Annotated in this window: 10 protein-coding genes and 1 pseudogene; 3 read left to right on the forward strand and 8 right to left on the reverse strand. The window is 37.6% G+C overall.

Translation table 11 applies throughout. The features are described from left to right. Positions 1 to 438 precede the first annotated feature (438 nt). Complete coding sequence (locus tag ACFX4X_RS13225) at positions 439 to 624, reverse strand: hypothetical protein (protein ID WP_377384044.1); 186 nt, start codon at positions 622 to 624, stop codon at positions 439 to 441. Between the two features lie 1,110 nt (positions 625 to 1,734). Here ACFX4X_RS13225 and ACFX4X_RS13230 point away from each other — a divergent pair. After that, a complete protein-coding gene (locus ACFX4X_RS13230) occupies positions 1,735 to 2,691 on the forward strand; it encodes a patatin-like phospholipase family protein (protein ID WP_284470688.1) in 957 nt (318 codons plus the stop codon). 410 nt (positions 2,692 to 3,101) lie between these two features. Here the strand turns inward: ACFX4X_RS13230 and ACFX4X_RS13235 are convergent, their stop codons facing one another. From ACFX4X_RS13235 to ACFX4X_RS13255, 5 genes are all read right to left on the reverse strand, one after another. After that, a complete protein-coding gene (locus tag ACFX4X_RS13235) occupies positions 3,102 to 3,719 on the reverse strand; it encodes a DUF3885 domain-containing protein (RefSeq protein ID WP_377384107.1) in 618 nt (205 codons plus the stop codon). Between the two features lie 256 nt (positions 3,720 to 3,975). Further along, a complete protein-coding gene (locus ACFX4X_RS13240) occupies positions 3,976 to 5,499 on the reverse strand; it encodes a CoA-acylating methylmalonate-semialdehyde dehydrogenase (protein ID WP_377384110.1) in 1,524 nt (507 codons plus the stop codon). A 31-nt stretch (positions 5,500 to 5,530) separates the two neighbouring features. Continuing rightward, entirely contained in the window at positions 5,531 to 6,433 is a 903-nt protein-coding gene (locus ACFX4X_RS13245) for an NAD(P)-dependent oxidoreductase (protein WP_377384047.1), read from the reverse strand. A 26-nt stretch (positions 6,434 to 6,459) separates the two neighbouring features. Then, entirely contained in the window at positions 6,460 to 7,815 is a 1,356-nt protein-coding gene (locus ACFX4X_RS13250; protein WP_377384050.1) for a GntP family permease, read from the reverse strand. Positions 7,816 to 7,846: 31 nt separating this feature from the next. Next, a complete protein-coding gene (locus tag ACFX4X_RS13255) occupies positions 7,847 to 9,046 on the reverse strand; it encodes an iron-containing alcohol dehydrogenase (protein ID WP_377384053.1) in 1,200 nt (399 codons plus the stop codon). Positions 9,047 to 9,312: 266 nt separating this feature from the next. Between ACFX4X_RS13255 and ACFX4X_RS13260 the strand changes: the two genes are divergently transcribed. Together ACFX4X_RS13260 and ACFX4X_RS13265 are read left to right on the forward strand one after the other, a co-directional pair. Further along, positions 9,313 to 11,238 (forward strand): sigma 54-interacting transcriptional regulator, encoded by a 1,926-nt coding sequence (locus tag ACFX4X_RS13260; protein ID WP_377384056.1) that lies wholly within the window; start codon positions 9,313 to 9,315, stop codon positions 11,236 to 11,238. Between the two features lie 112 nt (positions 11,239 to 11,350). Next, positions 11,351 to 11,528, forward strand: a pseudogene (locus tag ACFX4X_RS13265) (IS4 family transposase); the annotation flags it as partial. A 735-nt stretch (positions 11,529 to 12,263) separates the two neighbouring features. Here the strand turns inward: ACFX4X_RS13265 and ACFX4X_RS13270 are convergent. Together ACFX4X_RS13270 and ACFX4X_RS13275 are read right to left on the reverse strand one after the other, a co-directional pair. Continuing rightward, a complete protein-coding gene (locus ACFX4X_RS13270; RefSeq protein ID WP_377384059.1) occupies positions 12,264 to 14,639 on the reverse strand; it encodes a M14 family zinc carboxypeptidase in 2,376 nt (791 codons plus the stop codon). A 932-nt stretch (positions 14,640 to 15,571) separates the two neighbouring features. Continuing rightward, on the reverse strand, positions 15,572 to 16,960 hold the full coding sequence (locus ACFX4X_RS13275; protein ID WP_377384062.1) for a M28 family peptidase: 1,389 nt from the start codon (positions 16,958 to 16,960) through the stop codon (positions 15,572 to 15,574). Positions 16,961 to 17,589: the final 629 nt, after the last annotated feature.

Below are 17,589 nucleotides of genomic sequence, written 5' to 3' on the forward strand. Positions count from 1 at the left end.
GATAATTGAAAATATGTTTCTCAATAAACATTCTTAAATTTAACACTCGAGACCAAGTAGGTTTCCACTTGCATTAAGGTAAATTACGACAGATTACATATTTACAGGTACAACTATGAAAACTAATTCATAGCAATGAACATACCTTTCTTCTTAAACTATTGTTAATCCAAAATTACGTCTTATTTAGTTCATATTTCAGCTTTTTTCGCATTCGTGAAGATATCCTGTGTGGTTGTTAAGTGTCGCTTGGCATGTCTGGAAAAGTTAGTCGCTTCCACCCACTGACCACAATAAGGACATGGAAGCTGTGCGTCTACTTGCCATTGTGTCGTTACGAATCTATTTGTATTTGAATTACATCTTTTGCAACCTTATTGACTACCTTTGTATTCACATTGACTACATCATCATTCATTTTGTATTTGTCCGTGATTGCTAATTCTCCAGATACCCTGTCATTTCACGTTCTATCAGCAGACAAATCGCTTCACCGATAGATAAATTCAGTTCGTCACAGTAACCTTTGAAATCACCGTACAAGCTTTCTGGAATGCGTGCGGTTAATACCTCGGTCTTTTCTCTTCTTCTCCGATTACGTACGAATTGTTCCAAGTATGTCATCCAATTCCCTCCTAAATCCACTTATTGATTTATTCGGTCACCATACCTCCTTTTATTCATTCCGTATACAATTCGAATCACAATCAAATCATTTTGAAACATTTATATTAGGTCACCTTGTATACTTTTGTATTAGATTAAAATATATATTCTATCGAGGTTATTCCTAAAATAATCAAGAAGTAAACTTCACTTTAGTAACTGATAAATTTGTCTCCAAGAATCTTTGATGATTGTTCTTTTTGACGCTCATACCGAGTAGTTTTTTTTAAAATTACTTATGTATTTCACTAGAACGATGCTACGTTGAATAAGAGAATATGTAATTCAAAACCTTTATTCTGAGTGCAAAATAAAAACGACAATTAAGTCGCCTTTTCTCTAACTTTTTAATAAAAATCTCCAAGCTGCAAGTTTTGTTGTCCCACCCTAGCCCCCTTCGTAAATATATCAGAAGCATCCTAACCACCGATTTATTTGGAGAACTTTAATAGGGCGCTGCTCTCTTTTTCAAAAAAATGAAGTTTGCGCTTTATTTAATATGGTCTTTTTCCTGATTAGTAGTGTTTAATTTTCATGGTATTTTAAGTGTAATTCTTCACAATCCTGTTTTTGGAAAAAGCGGCCTCCATCTTGAAGGATCGCACGATATATAATAAAAATAATCAATAACCTATTGTGCACAAGGCTGCAAAATAACCTGTTTGAGGACGGAACAGGCAGCCGTCGCCCTCGTTGGAGATCGGGATTGTCACCCCGCTAAAATTTTGCATGCTAGTAGGCCGTAGCCCACCGCTATTGCTTTTTTATTTTCTTTCAAGCTTTTTTTGGGTTGTACTTTCTGATTTTTTCATCACTCATTATAAACAAAGTACGTGCATAATAAATTCCCGTTTGGTTGGCCCGTAATGCCACTCAAACGTAGTCTCCTCTTCCCTCGTCGTAATATTTTTTTATATACTTGATGGAGTCTTTCCTTGGATGTTTAGCTACATAATCCGGCTCCTGAAGGATTTCAGGTCAAAGAGGTATTCATTACCCATACTACAGACAAAAAATAAACATATACTTAATGATACTTGTGATCAGATTAGAAAGGAGAAATCTGCTTTGACAAAATATCGGATTATGTCCTTTGATGGAGGCGGTACCTTAGGTGCTTTAAGTTTACAACTTTTGAACAGACTGGCTCAGCAAAACCCAAAATTAATTAGGCGAACCAATGTTTTTTCAGGAAATTCAATCGGTTCATTCACTGCCCTTGCGTTAGCAAGTGGAAGATCGCCCAAGGAGACACTCCAGTTTTTTAAGGATAAAATCCTGCCGGCATTCAGCGTTTCCCGACCAGGTGGACCTGTTTTCAACCAACAATTACCCTATTCTGGTTTCGTTAAAGCGGTGCAAACATTTTTTCCACCAGATCTTCTCCTCAAAGACTTAAAAAGACGAATTGTTGTCCCTGCATTTCATTTATTCTCACCGGAGCTGAATCGTTGGACTCCTGTGTTATTCCACAACTTTCCTGACTCTCCCTATTTAAATGAGAAAGCGAGTGATGTAATACTACGGAGCAGTGGTGCTCCCGCGACACAACGGGCCTATCAAAACTACGTGGATGGGTATACAGTAACAACTAACCCTAGTACAGCCAGTATCGCGTTTGCAGTGGGGAAAGCCAAACAGCCGTTGGATCAAATTGCGGTATTATCCATTGGAACAGGTGAAGAGCCGACTCAATTAAGAAGAGATACAAAGGGGTGGGGGATGGTGAGTGCAGATAACATACGCCCCGAAAATATGAAGAACCTTCCCCCAAATTGGGGAGTCCTTTTGGACCGATCTCCCAATGAACCCTTACTGCCATTTCTTCAGATTGTCGCTAGTGGATCCGGTTACTATGAATCCATGGTCAGTTCTCAGCTTCTAGGAAATCGTTTTTTTCGGTTAAATCCAAGGATCCCTAATTTCTCCAAAACGGACCCGTCTGTAGTTCCCGCTGTCATTTCAATTGCTAACAAAACAAATTTACAACCTGCAGTTCAATTTATAGAGAAAAACTGGAATTAATCAAATTATCCCATAAATCTGATTGGGTGATTGAATTTTCCGTTTTTATTGAAAGCATTTGGATTTTTTATAGAAAAACAGCCATAACCTGGCTGTTTTTATTTATTCAGTTCTTCTTCAACTAAACTCCCTCAATAAACTAAACACAATCTCACTATTGCTCTAGTTTTCAAAGAAACACGTTTTACCCAGTTCCAATCCTCTAAAATCCTGTGCCCTCGCTACATGATTGTGCTTAGCGATATCTACTTCCACAATTAAGGTTTCAGAAGTAATTTGAGAGATTTTATGATTTTGGTTATAATTCTTTGTGAGACCTCCAAATAGATGTTTTTGTCCTTTTTAGCTGCCTGCTTAGGACACATTCATCTTATCAAGAGGTCTTTTTTCGTTCAACAAGGAGACATCCTTTATTTGAATGTCTCGTCTATTTCATTTCTGTCGTAATCTAATATCCAATCGTTGTATTTGTCATAAACATCTCTTATTGTTTCGGGAGAGGTCGCCAATAAATCACAACCCCTGTCATCATAAACGTGAAATATAGTTTTCCTGTTGATGTTGATAAAATAGACTCTATTAAAAATACTTGGTCTTATACCCATATCATTATTGCAGATTGCTTTTAACATAGGAATGTATTTGAAGTCAGACGTTTTACATTTTAAAGTAAATCTATGTGTTTTATATGTTCCTTCATCATCATCGTCAGGAAAAATATAAGGAATTGTTTCTTGGTTTAACCCATATAAGACCGATTTCTCTTTAATATAACGAGAAAAAGTTTTTGATTTATGTTTATAACCATCTGCATAATCGTTTACGTCAACTACGATATAAATATCATCGTTATGAGAATGCAAGGACTTAAATAAAGTGATAGCCCTTTTATATACTCCTTGTAGATATGGGCTATTTTCATAATCATTATCTCTATCATAGTCCACACCTAATTCAAAACGGATACCAATTTTCCAACTATAAAACAAGGGTGGTCTAAGTTCTAAGTTCGGGAAATTCTCATTCATAAAGTCGTTTAAAAGCATTTTTGCACCTCGTTAATTTTCCTTCATTGTACCATTCCTTAAGGAACTATCTTACCCCTTTAGCATTCCTGTAGACCGTTAAATATCAGGTTTGAAAAAAAATAGAGCCCCTCAAGCAAAAAAACGCTTGGAATCATAAAATCATCCAAGCGTTTTGCGCTTATTTCAATATATTTCATTTGTTAATTACATTTCCCAATGAAAATTCGACATATCTCAATGTAATGAAATCATTTAGTTATTGATTACTTGGAAATGAAAATTCCGCTTTATTTTCGTTGTCTTTGGATTCAGGCCATCTTTCTGAAATCGTTTTGGTTTTTGTGAAAAAGCGAACGGTGTCTGGACCAAACATGTGGCCTTCCCCGAATTTCGAACGCTTCCACCCTCCAAAGTTGTAGTATCCGACTGGTATCGGAATCGGTACGTTCACACCGACCATTCCCACTTCAATTTGTTCTGAGAACTTCCTTGCAGCAGACCCATTTTCTGTGAAAATCGTAACACCATTACCATATTCGTGATTATTAATTAATTCAATTGCTTCGTCTAAGCTATTTACGCGTACCACAATACGTGCCGGTCCGAACACCTCATCACAATAAATTTTCATGTCAGGAGTAACATGATCTAAAATCGTTGGTCCTAAATAAAAACCTTTTTCCGTTTCACATATTTTAGGATTCCGGCCATCCACATATAATTGTGCGCCTTCTTCAAGACTTTCATTAATATACTTGATAACAGAATCCTTTGATTCTTGTGTAATTACAGCTCCGAAGTCTGCATTATTGTCATTATATGCCCCTACTTTTAATTCTAGTACACGAGTTTTTAATTTTGCTACAAATGCATCAGCTGTAGCTTTACCAACCGGAACAGCTGCTGAAATCGCCATACAGCGTTGGGATGCAGAACCAAATGCTGCACCTAGGAAGGCAGTAACAACTTGATCTAAATCAGCATCCGGCATAATAATCATATGATTCTTTCCTCCACCAAAAGAAGCTACTCTTTTATTATTTCGGCTTCCTTCGTGATAAACATATTCAGCTACCCTTGTAGAACCTACAAAAGATATGGCACATACTTTTGGATTTTTAAGTAATGCATCAACTGCCTCTTTGTCACCGTTAACGATACTCCAAATCCCATCTGGTAGGCCCGCTTTTTTCCATAGATCCGAGATAAATAAAGCTGAGTTCGGAACACGTTCAGAGGGTTTTAAAATTACCGCATTTCCACAAGCTACTGCCATAGAAGTCATTGCGAGCGGTACCATTACTGGAAAATTGAATGGAGAAATCGCTGCAACTACACCTAGAGGTTGTTTCATTGAAAAAGAGTTGATATTTCCACCAACATTGACAGAGTATTCACCTTTTAACATATGTGGAGCATTTATCGCCAAATCAACCGATTCAATTCCTCTACTAATTTCACCTTTTGCATCAGAAATTGTTTTGCCGCTTTCAAGACCTATTATATTTGCCAGTCGTTCTGTTTCCTCTATTAGAAGGCTTCTAAAGCGATGAATAACTTCCACTCTTTTTGTTACAGACGTATTTTTCCAAGCTGCAAAAGCCGAATGTGCCACTTCAATTGTTTCATTTACTTCCTCTTCAGAAGCATATGGACAAAAAGCCGTTACTTCACCCGTTGAAGGATTATATACCTTTCCAAAGCGTTCACTTCTGCCAGGTTTCATTACTCCACCAATAAAATGAGTTAATGTTTTGGTATTAAATTCACTTTTAATCATGGTCATATTATTTATTCCTCCTAATTTATTATTATTTTTTTTGTATTGCTTTTTTGGCTAGCTTCTTAGTCATTAGGTAAACAGCAGACATATCATTCTCTCCATAACCTTCATTCGCTGCCTGCGTATACCAATCTACCAAGTGGTCTCCAATTGGCAGCTTAATTTCACATTCCTCAGCCATTTGCTTAGCTATTTTTAAATCTTTTAACAACAGATTTGTTGTAAAGCCAGGTTCAAAGTTATTTTCGGCGATATACTCCTTATAATTTCTTTCATATATTCTGCTTTGGCCATAACTTACATTTAGGATTTCAAACATACGCTCGTGATCTAAGCCCATATTTTCACCAAGAGTTAGCGCTTCCCCAACTGCTTGGGTATAGAAGCCGATCATCAAATTATTGATTAACTTAATCACAGTGCCACTATCTGGATTTTCTCCAACATGAAACAGATTTTTTCCTAAAATATTTAGCAGTGGATGTACTTCATCAAAGTAAACTTTAGGTCCGCCAACCATAAATGTTAGGGTTGCATTAACGGCACCAATAACACCGCCACTTATCGGAGAACCTAAGTATCTTAAGTTATTTTTCTGGCAAGCAGTAAAAACTTTACGGTTTAATTCGGGTGTTACTGTACTTGTATCAATAATCATTAAATTTTCAGTACCATACTTAATAATACCTTCTTCGAAAAACGTCATCTCAACAATAGCTGGTGAAGGCAAACTAATAAATATCACATCTGCATATTGGAGTACTTCTTTAATACTTTGACATACATGTCCACCAATTTCTTGAAATTTGACAATAGCTGTTGGATTAATGTCAAAACCGTATACTATATTTTCATGACTAATCAAATTCTCTGCCATAGGTAAACCCATATTTCCTAATCCGATAAATCCTATCCTATGTTTTAAACTCATCTCTCTTTCCCTCCTTCAGGTATCATCTAGTAAAAAATCATATATAAGATAACTGCTAAAGCTAAAGCTGCTGTAGGTACGACCACACTGAGAACAAATACTGGCTTATATGCTCGTTGATGTGTCTCTTTACATACCGCTCTGATAGTAGTAACGACGTATCCGTTATGTGGTAAAGAATCTAGGCCACCGGAAGCAATGGATGAAATTCGATGCATAGCTCCTGGATCTAAACCTTGTGCTTGATAAATGGGTGCAAGTATAGGTAAGGCGATTCCTAAACCGCCAGAGGCTGAACCTGTTATAGCGGCTATAGTCGTAACAGCCATAGCAAGACCCGCATATTTTAGCCCAGGCATATTAGTAAGCGTATCCACAATAGCAGTAAATGCTGGTACTTTTGCTGCAACTGCACCAAATCCTACCACAGCACATGTATTAGCAATGGCATTAAGTGCATTTTCTGCCCCTATAGTAAGGGCTTTCCTATGAGTGCCAATAGCATTTTTATACATAAGCGCCCATCCCACAACAATTCCCGCAAATAAAGCAACCAATACCGCTTGATCCGTAGGGATATACTTGGCAACAATATTTAAGACTGCTACTACAGAGATCAAAGGAATGATCGAAATAATTATATTAGGCAAGTCCTTTTTAGATACTCCTTGATTCGGGTCATCCTCTGTTTCCAGCCGAGTTGCAGCAACCTCATTCGATGCACTTTCAGCAATGTGGTCCATAGAAAAAGTTTCTCCTCTATCTACAGCTTTTTGAACCATCCTTCCTAAGAGAATTCCACCTCCAACCATAATTAATAGAGCAATAACCACACCCACCCAACCTCCAGCAGTTGGAGTCGTACCAAAATGTTCAGTAGGAATTAAATTTTGTATTTCTGGTGATCCTGGCGATGTCATAGTGAAAGAAATGGATCCAAAGACAAGTGCACCAGGTATAAAACGATGGGGTAAATTAGCACTTTTAAACAAAGAAACTGCAATAGGGTAAACGGAAAAGGCAACGATGAATACGCTTACACCGCCATACGTCATAAGCGCACACGCGGTTACAACAGCAAATACTGCACGCTTAGCTCCGAATCTACGCTGAACCCAATCTGCAATTGAATTTGCAGATTTTGTATCCTCCATGATTTTCCCAAAAATTGCACCTAGTAAAAATGTTAAAAACCAGGAGGCAAAGAAACCAGTGAAGCCCCCCATGTAGTCTGTTGTTAACGCTTCCATTAGATTGAGCTTGCCTGTGATACTTACAACAACAGAACACAACACAGCTGCAATAATGATGTTTATCCCTTTAATGGTCATATACATGAGTAGTCCAAGGCCAGCTATTAAACCTAAAAAACTAATTGCCATATTAACCAATCCCCCCTTTCCAAATTCAATATTATTTTTTGAGTAGGTTCATAGTTGAATAGTCATAAGTAAAGGAGACTCGATATAGATCAATAATTTCCTCTTTGCTAGGCACTCGGGGGTGATTCCCTGGACTTCCGCTTGCTAATGCGTCAGTTGCCATTTTCTCTAAAGATTGTTCAAAATCTTCTTCATTAATTCCCCACGCTTTAAGATTAGGAATATTTAAATCAACACATAGTTTTTTAATAAATAATACGGTTTCTTTTGCCACGTCCACATCACTTTGCTGTTCCATGCCTTCCATAATTGTCCGACCTACTTGAGCTAGTTTTTCAACGCAGCTGCCTTCACTAAATTCCAACACAGCTGATAGAAGCATTGCATTCGAAATCCCATGTGGTACTTTATACAAGGCACCAATTGGCCGAGACATCCCATGAACAAGGCATACGGATGAATTAGAAAAAGCAATGCCTGCTTGCATTGAAGCTAAAGCCATCTGTGTTCTTGCTTCTAAATCATTTCCATCTTCATAAACACGTTGAATGTTATCTATAATTAATTTGATAGATGATAAAGCTAGTGTATTAGTTAAAGGATGAGACTTACGTGAGATATAAGCCTCTAAAGCGTGGCATAATGCATCAATCCCTGTGGCAACTGTTAACATTTTTGGTGATGAAAGCGTCAGACTTGGATCAACAATAGCTACCTGTGGCATTATTTTAGGTTGTTTAATCATCATTTTTAAATCTAAAATTGTATCAGTCACAACTAAGGCATCAGTCACCTCAGATCCTGTTCCAGCTGTTGTCGGAATAGCTATTACTGAAACGGGATCATTTATAATCTCATTTTCCACACCCATATATTCAATTAAAGCGCTTTTATTTCTAGCCAATAGAGCTACCGCCTTAGCAGCATCAATACAACTTCCTCCGCCTAGACCAACAATTAAATCACATTCATTCTCTTTAAAAAGAGTTAAAGCCTCTTCAACATGAGTATCTTTTGTTTCTGAATCCACTCCCAAATATGTAATCGAGTGAACACCCCCACCTTGAAGATATCTAATAACCCTAGCCACATAACCTAAATCCTTCATAGGCTTGTCACTGATTAACAATGCTTTGGAACCTAAATCATTTGCCACTTTGCCTAGTTTAGAAAGGCTTTGGTCTCCGTAATATACAATATTAGGCGTACGTAATTCTCCGATAAAATTCATACTGCACCCCCTATAAAAAATTGACTTTCAGTTATAAACTAATGCAAGTGTTGTGCCAACTCGTTATTATGCCAAATTTACTGTAAGTGCCCATCCGTTTCTTAAATATCTGTTTCCAAAAAGCAACACTCTATTGATAATTATGTAGATAAACAAGAACAACTTCGTTGACAAATGACAACAATTTCCTTTAGTATTATTTTGAATATTAAAATTATTCAAAATTAATATCAATTTAAAATTATATATAAGATAGGTGATTCTTGATGAATGTTTTAAATAATAAAGGCGTCTCCTATAATATTTTTAAGGACGGTATCGTTGAAGATTGGATGGAAGAAGAGTCATATTTATTACAAATTCACGACTCTATTTATAAAGCTGCTAATATCATGTCGAAATACGAAATAGATAACATTGCAGTGGTTAACGAAGATTGTATAGTAAAGGGGATTGTCACTTTCTCAATAATAATGAGAGCATTTTTGGATGGCATACCTTTAGAACAAGAAATTCAAAATATCATGATTAAGAAGTTCCCTGCTTGCTATGCTGATGATCCTATAAACGAACTTTCCTTTCAGTTTGGAACGCGTATTCCAGTATTAGATAGAAATGGACGTCTTATTGGTCGTTTCCCTTCAACGAGAAGTTTGCTAAACCAATTCTTTGTATTGAGCGAAGAAGTACAATCATTAGATCAAATAGTAAAAATGTACGATCTTTGTTTTGATACAGCCTATGAAGGTATAACAGTAGTGGATCAAAACGGCGTAATCCAACTTTTTAATAATTCCTACAGCCGTTTCGTACAAATGAGAAAGGAAGAAGTTATAGGTAAGCATTGTACTGAAGTAATTGACAATACCCGGTTGCCAGTTGTTCTTGAAACGGGTATTCCTGAACGCAATAATGCGGTTATTTTGCAGGGGCAAGAAATGATTGCTAGCGTAATTCCGATATGGAGAAATGATAAAGTGATTGGTGCAATAGGGATGCTTGTTTTCGAAGGAGTTTCAGAGCTCTCTAAAGTCTTTGATAGGATGCAGACCCTTAAGGATAAATCGAGCCATAAACACATTACACTTGAATATCCCAAGAAAGATGAAGAAACGATTACATTTGATAAAATCATCGGTGAAAGTAGCTCTATAGGTGAAGTTAAAAAAATAGCCCGTCGAGCAGCAAAGACAATGGCTACGGTTTTAATTATCGGTGAAAGCGGTGTTGGAAAAGAGTTGTTTACCAAAGCTATTCATAATTTAAGTCCAGTAAAAAATGGTCCATTAATATCCATTAATTGTGCGGCTATTCCTGATGAGTTGCTTGAATCTGAGCTTTTTGGGTACAACCACGGGGCTTTTACAGGAGCAAGCAAGGGAGGAAAACCAGGAAAATTTGAATTGGCTCATAATGGGACGCTTTTTTTGGATGAAATTGGAGACATGTCCCTACACCTACAAGCTAAACTGCTCCGTATCTTGCAGGAACAAAAATTTGAAAGGATTGGGGGCATTAATGAAATACATGTGAACGTACGCATTATTGCCGCAACGAACCAGCCATTAGAGCAGTTGGTTGAAAAGGGAACCTTTCGTAAAGATTTATTCTATCGTCTAAACATCATTCGTTTGCACATCCCTCCCCTCAAAAATAGAAAAACAGATATTCCTATTTTAGTATCTAAATTATTAGAGGATTCTTACAATAAACACCAAATCCCCCCCGTTAAATTAAGTCGAGAAGTCTTGGAAAGCTTCATTCAATATGATTGGCCCGGAAATGTTCGGGAAATGGCAAACCTTTTAGAAAGCTTAGTGGTTATTTCAGATCAAGCACGAATTCAACTCGAAGATCTGCCACCACATCTTACAGACTATCTTATGAGGACTAAAAATAAAAATAGTAAAAATCCTAGTGAAAAAACAGGCCAGATTTCAACTCATACTATTAATCCTCTTATAACTACTGATCTAGAATTAGATCAGCAATTAGGTTCTCCTCACCAAGGAAATAGTTCAACAACCTCTAATTTGCTGGTTAATGAAAAAGTGGCGAACGAAGAACGTGAACGTGAACTTATTTCAAACATCTTACAGAAAGTAGACGGAAACAAATCGAAGGCAGCTAAAATTCTCGGCATACACCGATCTACTTTATATAAAAAAATGGTGAAACATCACCTAAGATAAACTTGATAGGTGTAGCGTCACATGCCCATCAAGCTAAGTTAAAACGATACCTTCAAAAATGAAAAAACGCTATGCTTATCGAAAGAAGTTTACGAGATAGGATGGTGTTTTTATGAATCCTATCATCTCTAGTGAACTAACACTTTTCGCACAAGAATTACAACGCTTTTTATCTCCAATAGTCCTACAAGAAATCACCAAACAAGTTGGTTTTGTATAGCGATCTAGTAAATATAAGCAGATGAACTATCACTAATTGCGTTTGGCTCAGCCAAGAAGTCGCTCGTACATGAAGATAGAAAACTAGTGTGATTTTCGACTGATAATTTGCATATATTTTAAATGTTATTTTGCACATCCAACTTTAAAAACCCAGCTATCTTCACATGAGAAGATTAGCCGGGTTTCTTAATATTTACATCCAATGATTTAAAGAATTGATTTGAAATTAAAGCACTGCAGAGGCTTGACTAACTATTGAGACAAGCTGTTCGAGATCAATCGTATCCCATTGCAGAGCTTCATTGTCTTTCTTTCTGGGGGTCCATCGAAAATGGCTTCTGGAAGATCCAATGTGACGGCATTAAAAATTGTAAAGCTGACTGCTGCTTTAGATGTCGAGATAACTTCAGCATACTTTCTGTTTTTTTATAATGTCACAGTACGAAGACACTACGCTTATTAAAGTATGCCCCGGTAGTTGAATAAGCAAATATTTCTTTCATGCAAGTATAAAGCTACCAATGTGGTTTTTCAATGGATGCCCATCAAAACAGAATGGTTATTAAGGAAAGTGTTCCTTTATAACGGAATAAGCAAATCCTGCGGGGTTTGCTTATTTGTCTGGAGAACCATTGATAACATTGTGATGCATGATTTACTTCCAACCTCATCAGAAATATAGCCCAATCCTTTCCGTTATAGCAATTGCTGAGATAATTGTTCAAGACTTAGTAGCAGGCGTTTAGCATTTTTTAAATAGCCAAAGCCGGATTCATTGCTGAATCTGGCTTTGGCTATTTCTACTATTTTTCAAAAATTGCATTTGATAGAAGACGGAACAAGTAATCCGGGTGGTCGCGGAAACCTGCTTCTAACCCAATAAGAGTTACATCTTTATTCTGTTCTTTTACGATTACGGCTTGGCCCTTGGCGGTTATGTTATCTTTCCAGTGACCAGCTACGAAGAAAATATCTGAATCTGCAAGGGTCGCGACGACTTCATCATTATCCGTACCCGTGAACCATGTTGGACGATAGACAAAGCCGATATCATCCTCACCATATCCTGCTGTTAAACCGGTTCCCTCATAATCGACTTTTACGATACCATTACTGTTGGAACCTCCTACATTAATGATGTCGTCTGTAAGACCAAGTGTCTTAGTTGCTCTAGATGCACCAGCACCTACAGCTATATATTTGCCTCCTTCATTTAAGAAGCTTGTCATATTTTCTTTAAACGCATTAAGTTGCCCGTCGCTCTGTAATCCAAATTCTTTATTAGCTTGAGATAGGTTGGTAGAAATGAGACTTTCCGTTCCACTATAGACAAAAATATCAAAACCGTAAAGGCTATTTTTAGCCACTTCGACTGGCGTAACTTCTGTCACATCAAAACCTAGTCTTTTCAAAGCGAGCTTTGTTCCTGCGTGTGATTTCTGTTTACCCATACCTCCATCCTTTAATATAGCCACTTTTAAAGACGTAATAGCCACTGCATCTACTGGTACCTCAGCAGTTCCAACTTGTAACCCAGATTCTTTCACCGCTGCTGATACCTGATTAGCTACTGCTTTTGCAAAGAAGTTGCCTTGTGCATCACGTACAATAGGTATTCCTTGCTTAAGCAATGCATTTACTAAATTTACCGATTGGACAGAGCTGTTCGGAATCAGAAACGGTCCTTTTCCTGAAACCGTTCCTTGACCTGTAATCTGGTTTACTTTCGTTGCTTTAACTTTAATAGGATTTTGTGTGGGTACTGCCTCGAATCCCCAAAGCTCCGGTAAACTCCATGCGGAAATGTCGTACATTGCTGGGGTATCGTTCGTGATGTCTTCCCCATCCCAGAGCATCGTGTTTGCTAATCCGGCTTTCGCCTGATCCATCTCAACGAGATAAGTTCCTTTTGGATATGACACTCCATCCGATTCAAATGCATTCACAGCTTGAACAACTTCAATATCATTATTGATCAAATGATTTACTGCCTTATTCGTAACAGTCGGATCCTTAGGGTCTAGTGGAAGTATGTAGGCTATTGGAAACAGCCCTTCCTTATGAAAAGGATGGTCAAAGTTAATTCCTCTTTTAAAAACTTCAATTTGATCAGTAATCATGGATTGCTTGTTAGCTGTTGCAAATTTCAGTGCCCCCATAATCGAATTATACATCCATCGTACGCCATCCCAATCATTTGTTGGAGCTTCTAATGTATGACCGTAAGCACCATGGTACATCGCATACATTGGTGTGAAAATTGGTGGGTAATCATCCCAGCCAGCGGAATCGTCGCGCAGCGGAATATAGGTACCTTTCATGTTTTGATACAAGGATCCTGAATAGTTCCCATGATCCTTCATTATTTCCGCTTCCATCGCTTCTGCCTGTTTATAGGCCCATTTTCCGTATAAGTCATACTCGTAATTAGGATTATGCGGTGGCGTACAAGGCTCAATTAACCCCTGCAGATTTGGCTGATAATTCTTCACATAACCATGAGTATCAAGGAACACCATGGGATTCCATTCTTTAATGAGCTCAACCATCTCTTTTGTTTCTGGCTGCGACTGGGTGATAAAGTCACGATTTATGTCAATTCCTTCGCCATTAAAGCGGGTGGCATCAATCCGTCCATCTGGGTTTTGTACGACATTGAAAATAAGAATGTTATTCTTTAAAACGTCTTTGGTTGTTGAATCATTTTGGGTAGCAAAACGTTCAATTAATTGAAGGATTGCATCGCTTCCGACAAATTCAGTCCCATGAATAGAACCATTAATCATGATTGGAACTTTAAAGTCAGGATTATTGGCAACCCATTCTTGAGCTTTGCCTGGATTCTTAAACATTTGCTTTCTAAGTGCCTTCACTTTTCCAAACTTCCCTTGCGTTGTTGGGTCAGCAATCGTGACAACGTAGAGTGGGTTTCCATCAGCTGATGTTCCACGGACTTCAACTTTCACACGGTTTGAAAGTTTTTCAAGCTCTTTTAATTTGGAACCAATTTGTGAGAATTTCACAAAGTCATAGTTTTCGCTATTAAACTTGCTTCCGTCCTGTTCCTCATATGTATTCACATTTGTCCATTGAGGTTTCTCAGCATGTCCAGAACTCCACGGAATTACTGTTAGTAAACTCACAGCCATCAGGCCGGATAATCCTTTTTTCTTTTTCATCCTAAAACCTCCAGTATGTATATATAGTGATTTTTGTATATATTAAAATACATAGTTTAATTGAATACAACACGAAATGACTGGCTAATGGGCTGAACAAATTCTTTTGAAAGCGCTTTAATTTTATTGCGTTGAACAAACCACATCTTTAAAAATAGTCTGTATAAAATTTGATAAGCTCCCCCAGTAAGTAATGCTACATAAAGTTGACCTTCCGAGGAGCGAATCCCAATAAAATAAACAATGAACGACTTGGTGGAAACGCAATACCTAAACCCGCATTACCAGCGTCTACTAGCTGCCTTAATTCCTTTCTAGACTAATAAATTTCTCCTTTTCTGCATCCTACTAATATTTCTTTTCTAAAAAATAAATTTCCATACATGTTTAAGAGTATCGCCTACTTATTAAGAAATAGTAACCCACAAACTTAGATAACTGTTTTATAATATTATACACTTATTTTAGTTTGAATTAAGAATTTTCAGTTAATAACATCTGAATTTTTATCCTATTTTCATCACTTCATAAGCATATTAGTATTTATAAATAATTTCCATGAGCTTCTAAATCGGTAAAAAGCACTGGTCTCGTACAATGTGTCAAACAACTTAGTTTAGCAAGCTTCTATTGTACGCAATTCGGTCCAAGGTTAGAAAAATTAGGATATACCGTAAATATATCAGAAGCATCCTAACCACCGATTTATTTGGTGAACTTTAATAGGGCGCTGCTCTTTTTCAAAAAATTGAAGTTTGCGTTTTATTTTTTATATGGTCTTTTTCCTGATTATTAGTGTTTAATTATAGTGAAAAAATTAAGCACGAGGCGCTGGCCGATAAAAAGAAGAGAGCATCTGTAAACTACACAGCTGCCCTCCTGATTTTCTCCAAGATCCATTATTAATCTTGTAATTCTGTACAATGAAGTATTTAATCTACCGGACGGTCATCAAAATCATAGTCTACCGTGACAGGAGCTACACGTGACTTTATTAATGCCGGAGTTTCCGGACGGGCAATTTGATACACACTGGCACCGACAATTTCAGCTGCTTGCTGTAATTTTTCTTTCGAGATCTTATCCAGTGTATCTGTAGGCTGGTGATACCAAGGCTCTACAGGGGAATGGATAAACAAGGCGGATGGAATGCCAAGCTCATGGAATGGTTGGTGGTCACTCCTGCCCAGCTGTCCATAAGGAATCGCAACATCCATTGTTCTGGCCCCTGCTGAGGAACCCAGGTCCGTCACAAGGTTTTTCATTCCATCAATGGTATACATAATCAAACCACCTGCAGGATTATCCTCGCCAGCATCACGTCCGCCTATCATATCCATTTGGAAGTGAGCCACCATGCGGTCTACATCCTCTTTGGGAAGGGAATCTGCATAGAAGGATGATCCAACGAGCCCTCTTTCCTCAGATCCGAACGTGAGGAAGCAAATTTCAGTGTCAATTGGCGTTTTGGCCAGGATCCTTGCCAGTTCCAGCACAGCTGATACACCCGAAGCATCATCGTTTGCACCAGGGCCGCCCGGGATAGAATCATGATGGGCTCCAACAGTCACGATTTGACCATTATCCTTATTGGCTTTTGGTTTTAGGGAAGCGATGACATTGTAGGATGTCTTTTCGATTCTTTCAGCTTTTCCCACTTCCAGAGTGGACGTGATTGGTTTAGTTTTAAGCTGTTCGACCAACTCTAACCCTTGGGCTTGGGTAATGGCTACAGCAGGTATATTTTGCCCCGCTGATACTTGTCCGAAATTATTTCCTGATGGTGAGTTGTTGTACATTAAAACGCCAACCGCTCCTTTATTTAGGACATTCTGAACCTTTTCAACAAAGGTAATGTCCCCACGTTCAACTAGTGCAATTTTCCCAGATACATTTTCTCCAACTTCCTCTGGCTTTGCTTTTCCAACATTAACAAGTTCGGCCGTTACCTTCCCGCTGATACTGCCGCTAATGGCACGCGGTGTTCCTCCTAAATCACTGTCACCAATTTTCACTTTTACATTTTGCACCGTATCATAGATGGGAAAAGGCTGAACCTTTGTTTCAAAACCAAGACTCTTAAACTGACTTTCTATGTATTTGACTGCACGGAGCTCCCCTTCTGTACCAGCAGCCCTCGGTTGCTCTGATAGATAGGCAATCGTATTATACATATTGTCCGCACTAATTTTTTTGATAACTTTGTTATCAAAAGCTGTGTCAGACTGGGCATTTGTTGCCCCGTTTGTTTGTGCAAATACTGTACCAGTTGATAGAGCCATACCCGCAGCTAATAGTACTGTTAGTGATTTTCTATACATGTAATCCCTCCTTATTCATAATATTCCTAATTATGTATTTAACTGAATAGTTTGTAAATGAGCTATTAGTCTTTAAATTCCAGTTATCAATCGGTGTCTGACACCCGCTCTCTTTTTCAATCATCATCTTAAATTCATTAAAACTCAGACAAAAAAGCACCCCAACTGGATGCTCAAGTTTCTATACCGGCCTTGTATTATAATTCCCAGATAGTAAATAGTAGTTTAAATAACTTTCATTCAAATCAGTTGAAGCTCCATAGGACAAATCCAAATACAAAAGAAATCCCGCAGAGTGTTGTCGTCTCATTCCTCAAAGAACCAGCCTGCTTTTTGTTCATCAGTATAGGTAGAGATCCAAGGATATAATTCTTCATACTTATAATTAATAATAATTCCTTTGTTTAATACCACTATACAATCTATTTGTTCAAAATAGGAACGTCATTTTCTTCGTAATATGTCTTGATTTCTCTAATTGTGTCATCAATATTACTTTTAGCCTTTATACTAAAAATAAAAAAAGGGACCTGTTTTGAATGATTGCGTATATATTCTGGCTTAGAATTTTCGTAAATAAGTGTATTGACTCGTCGACGCAATTTTTTTACTGATATACCTTGCACTAA

The sequence above is a fragment of the Peribacillus sp. YIM B13481 genome, assembly GCF_042787985.1.
GTDB classification, from domain to species: domain Bacteria; phylum Bacillota; class Bacilli; order Bacillales; family DSM-1321; genus Peribacillus; species Peribacillus simplex_A.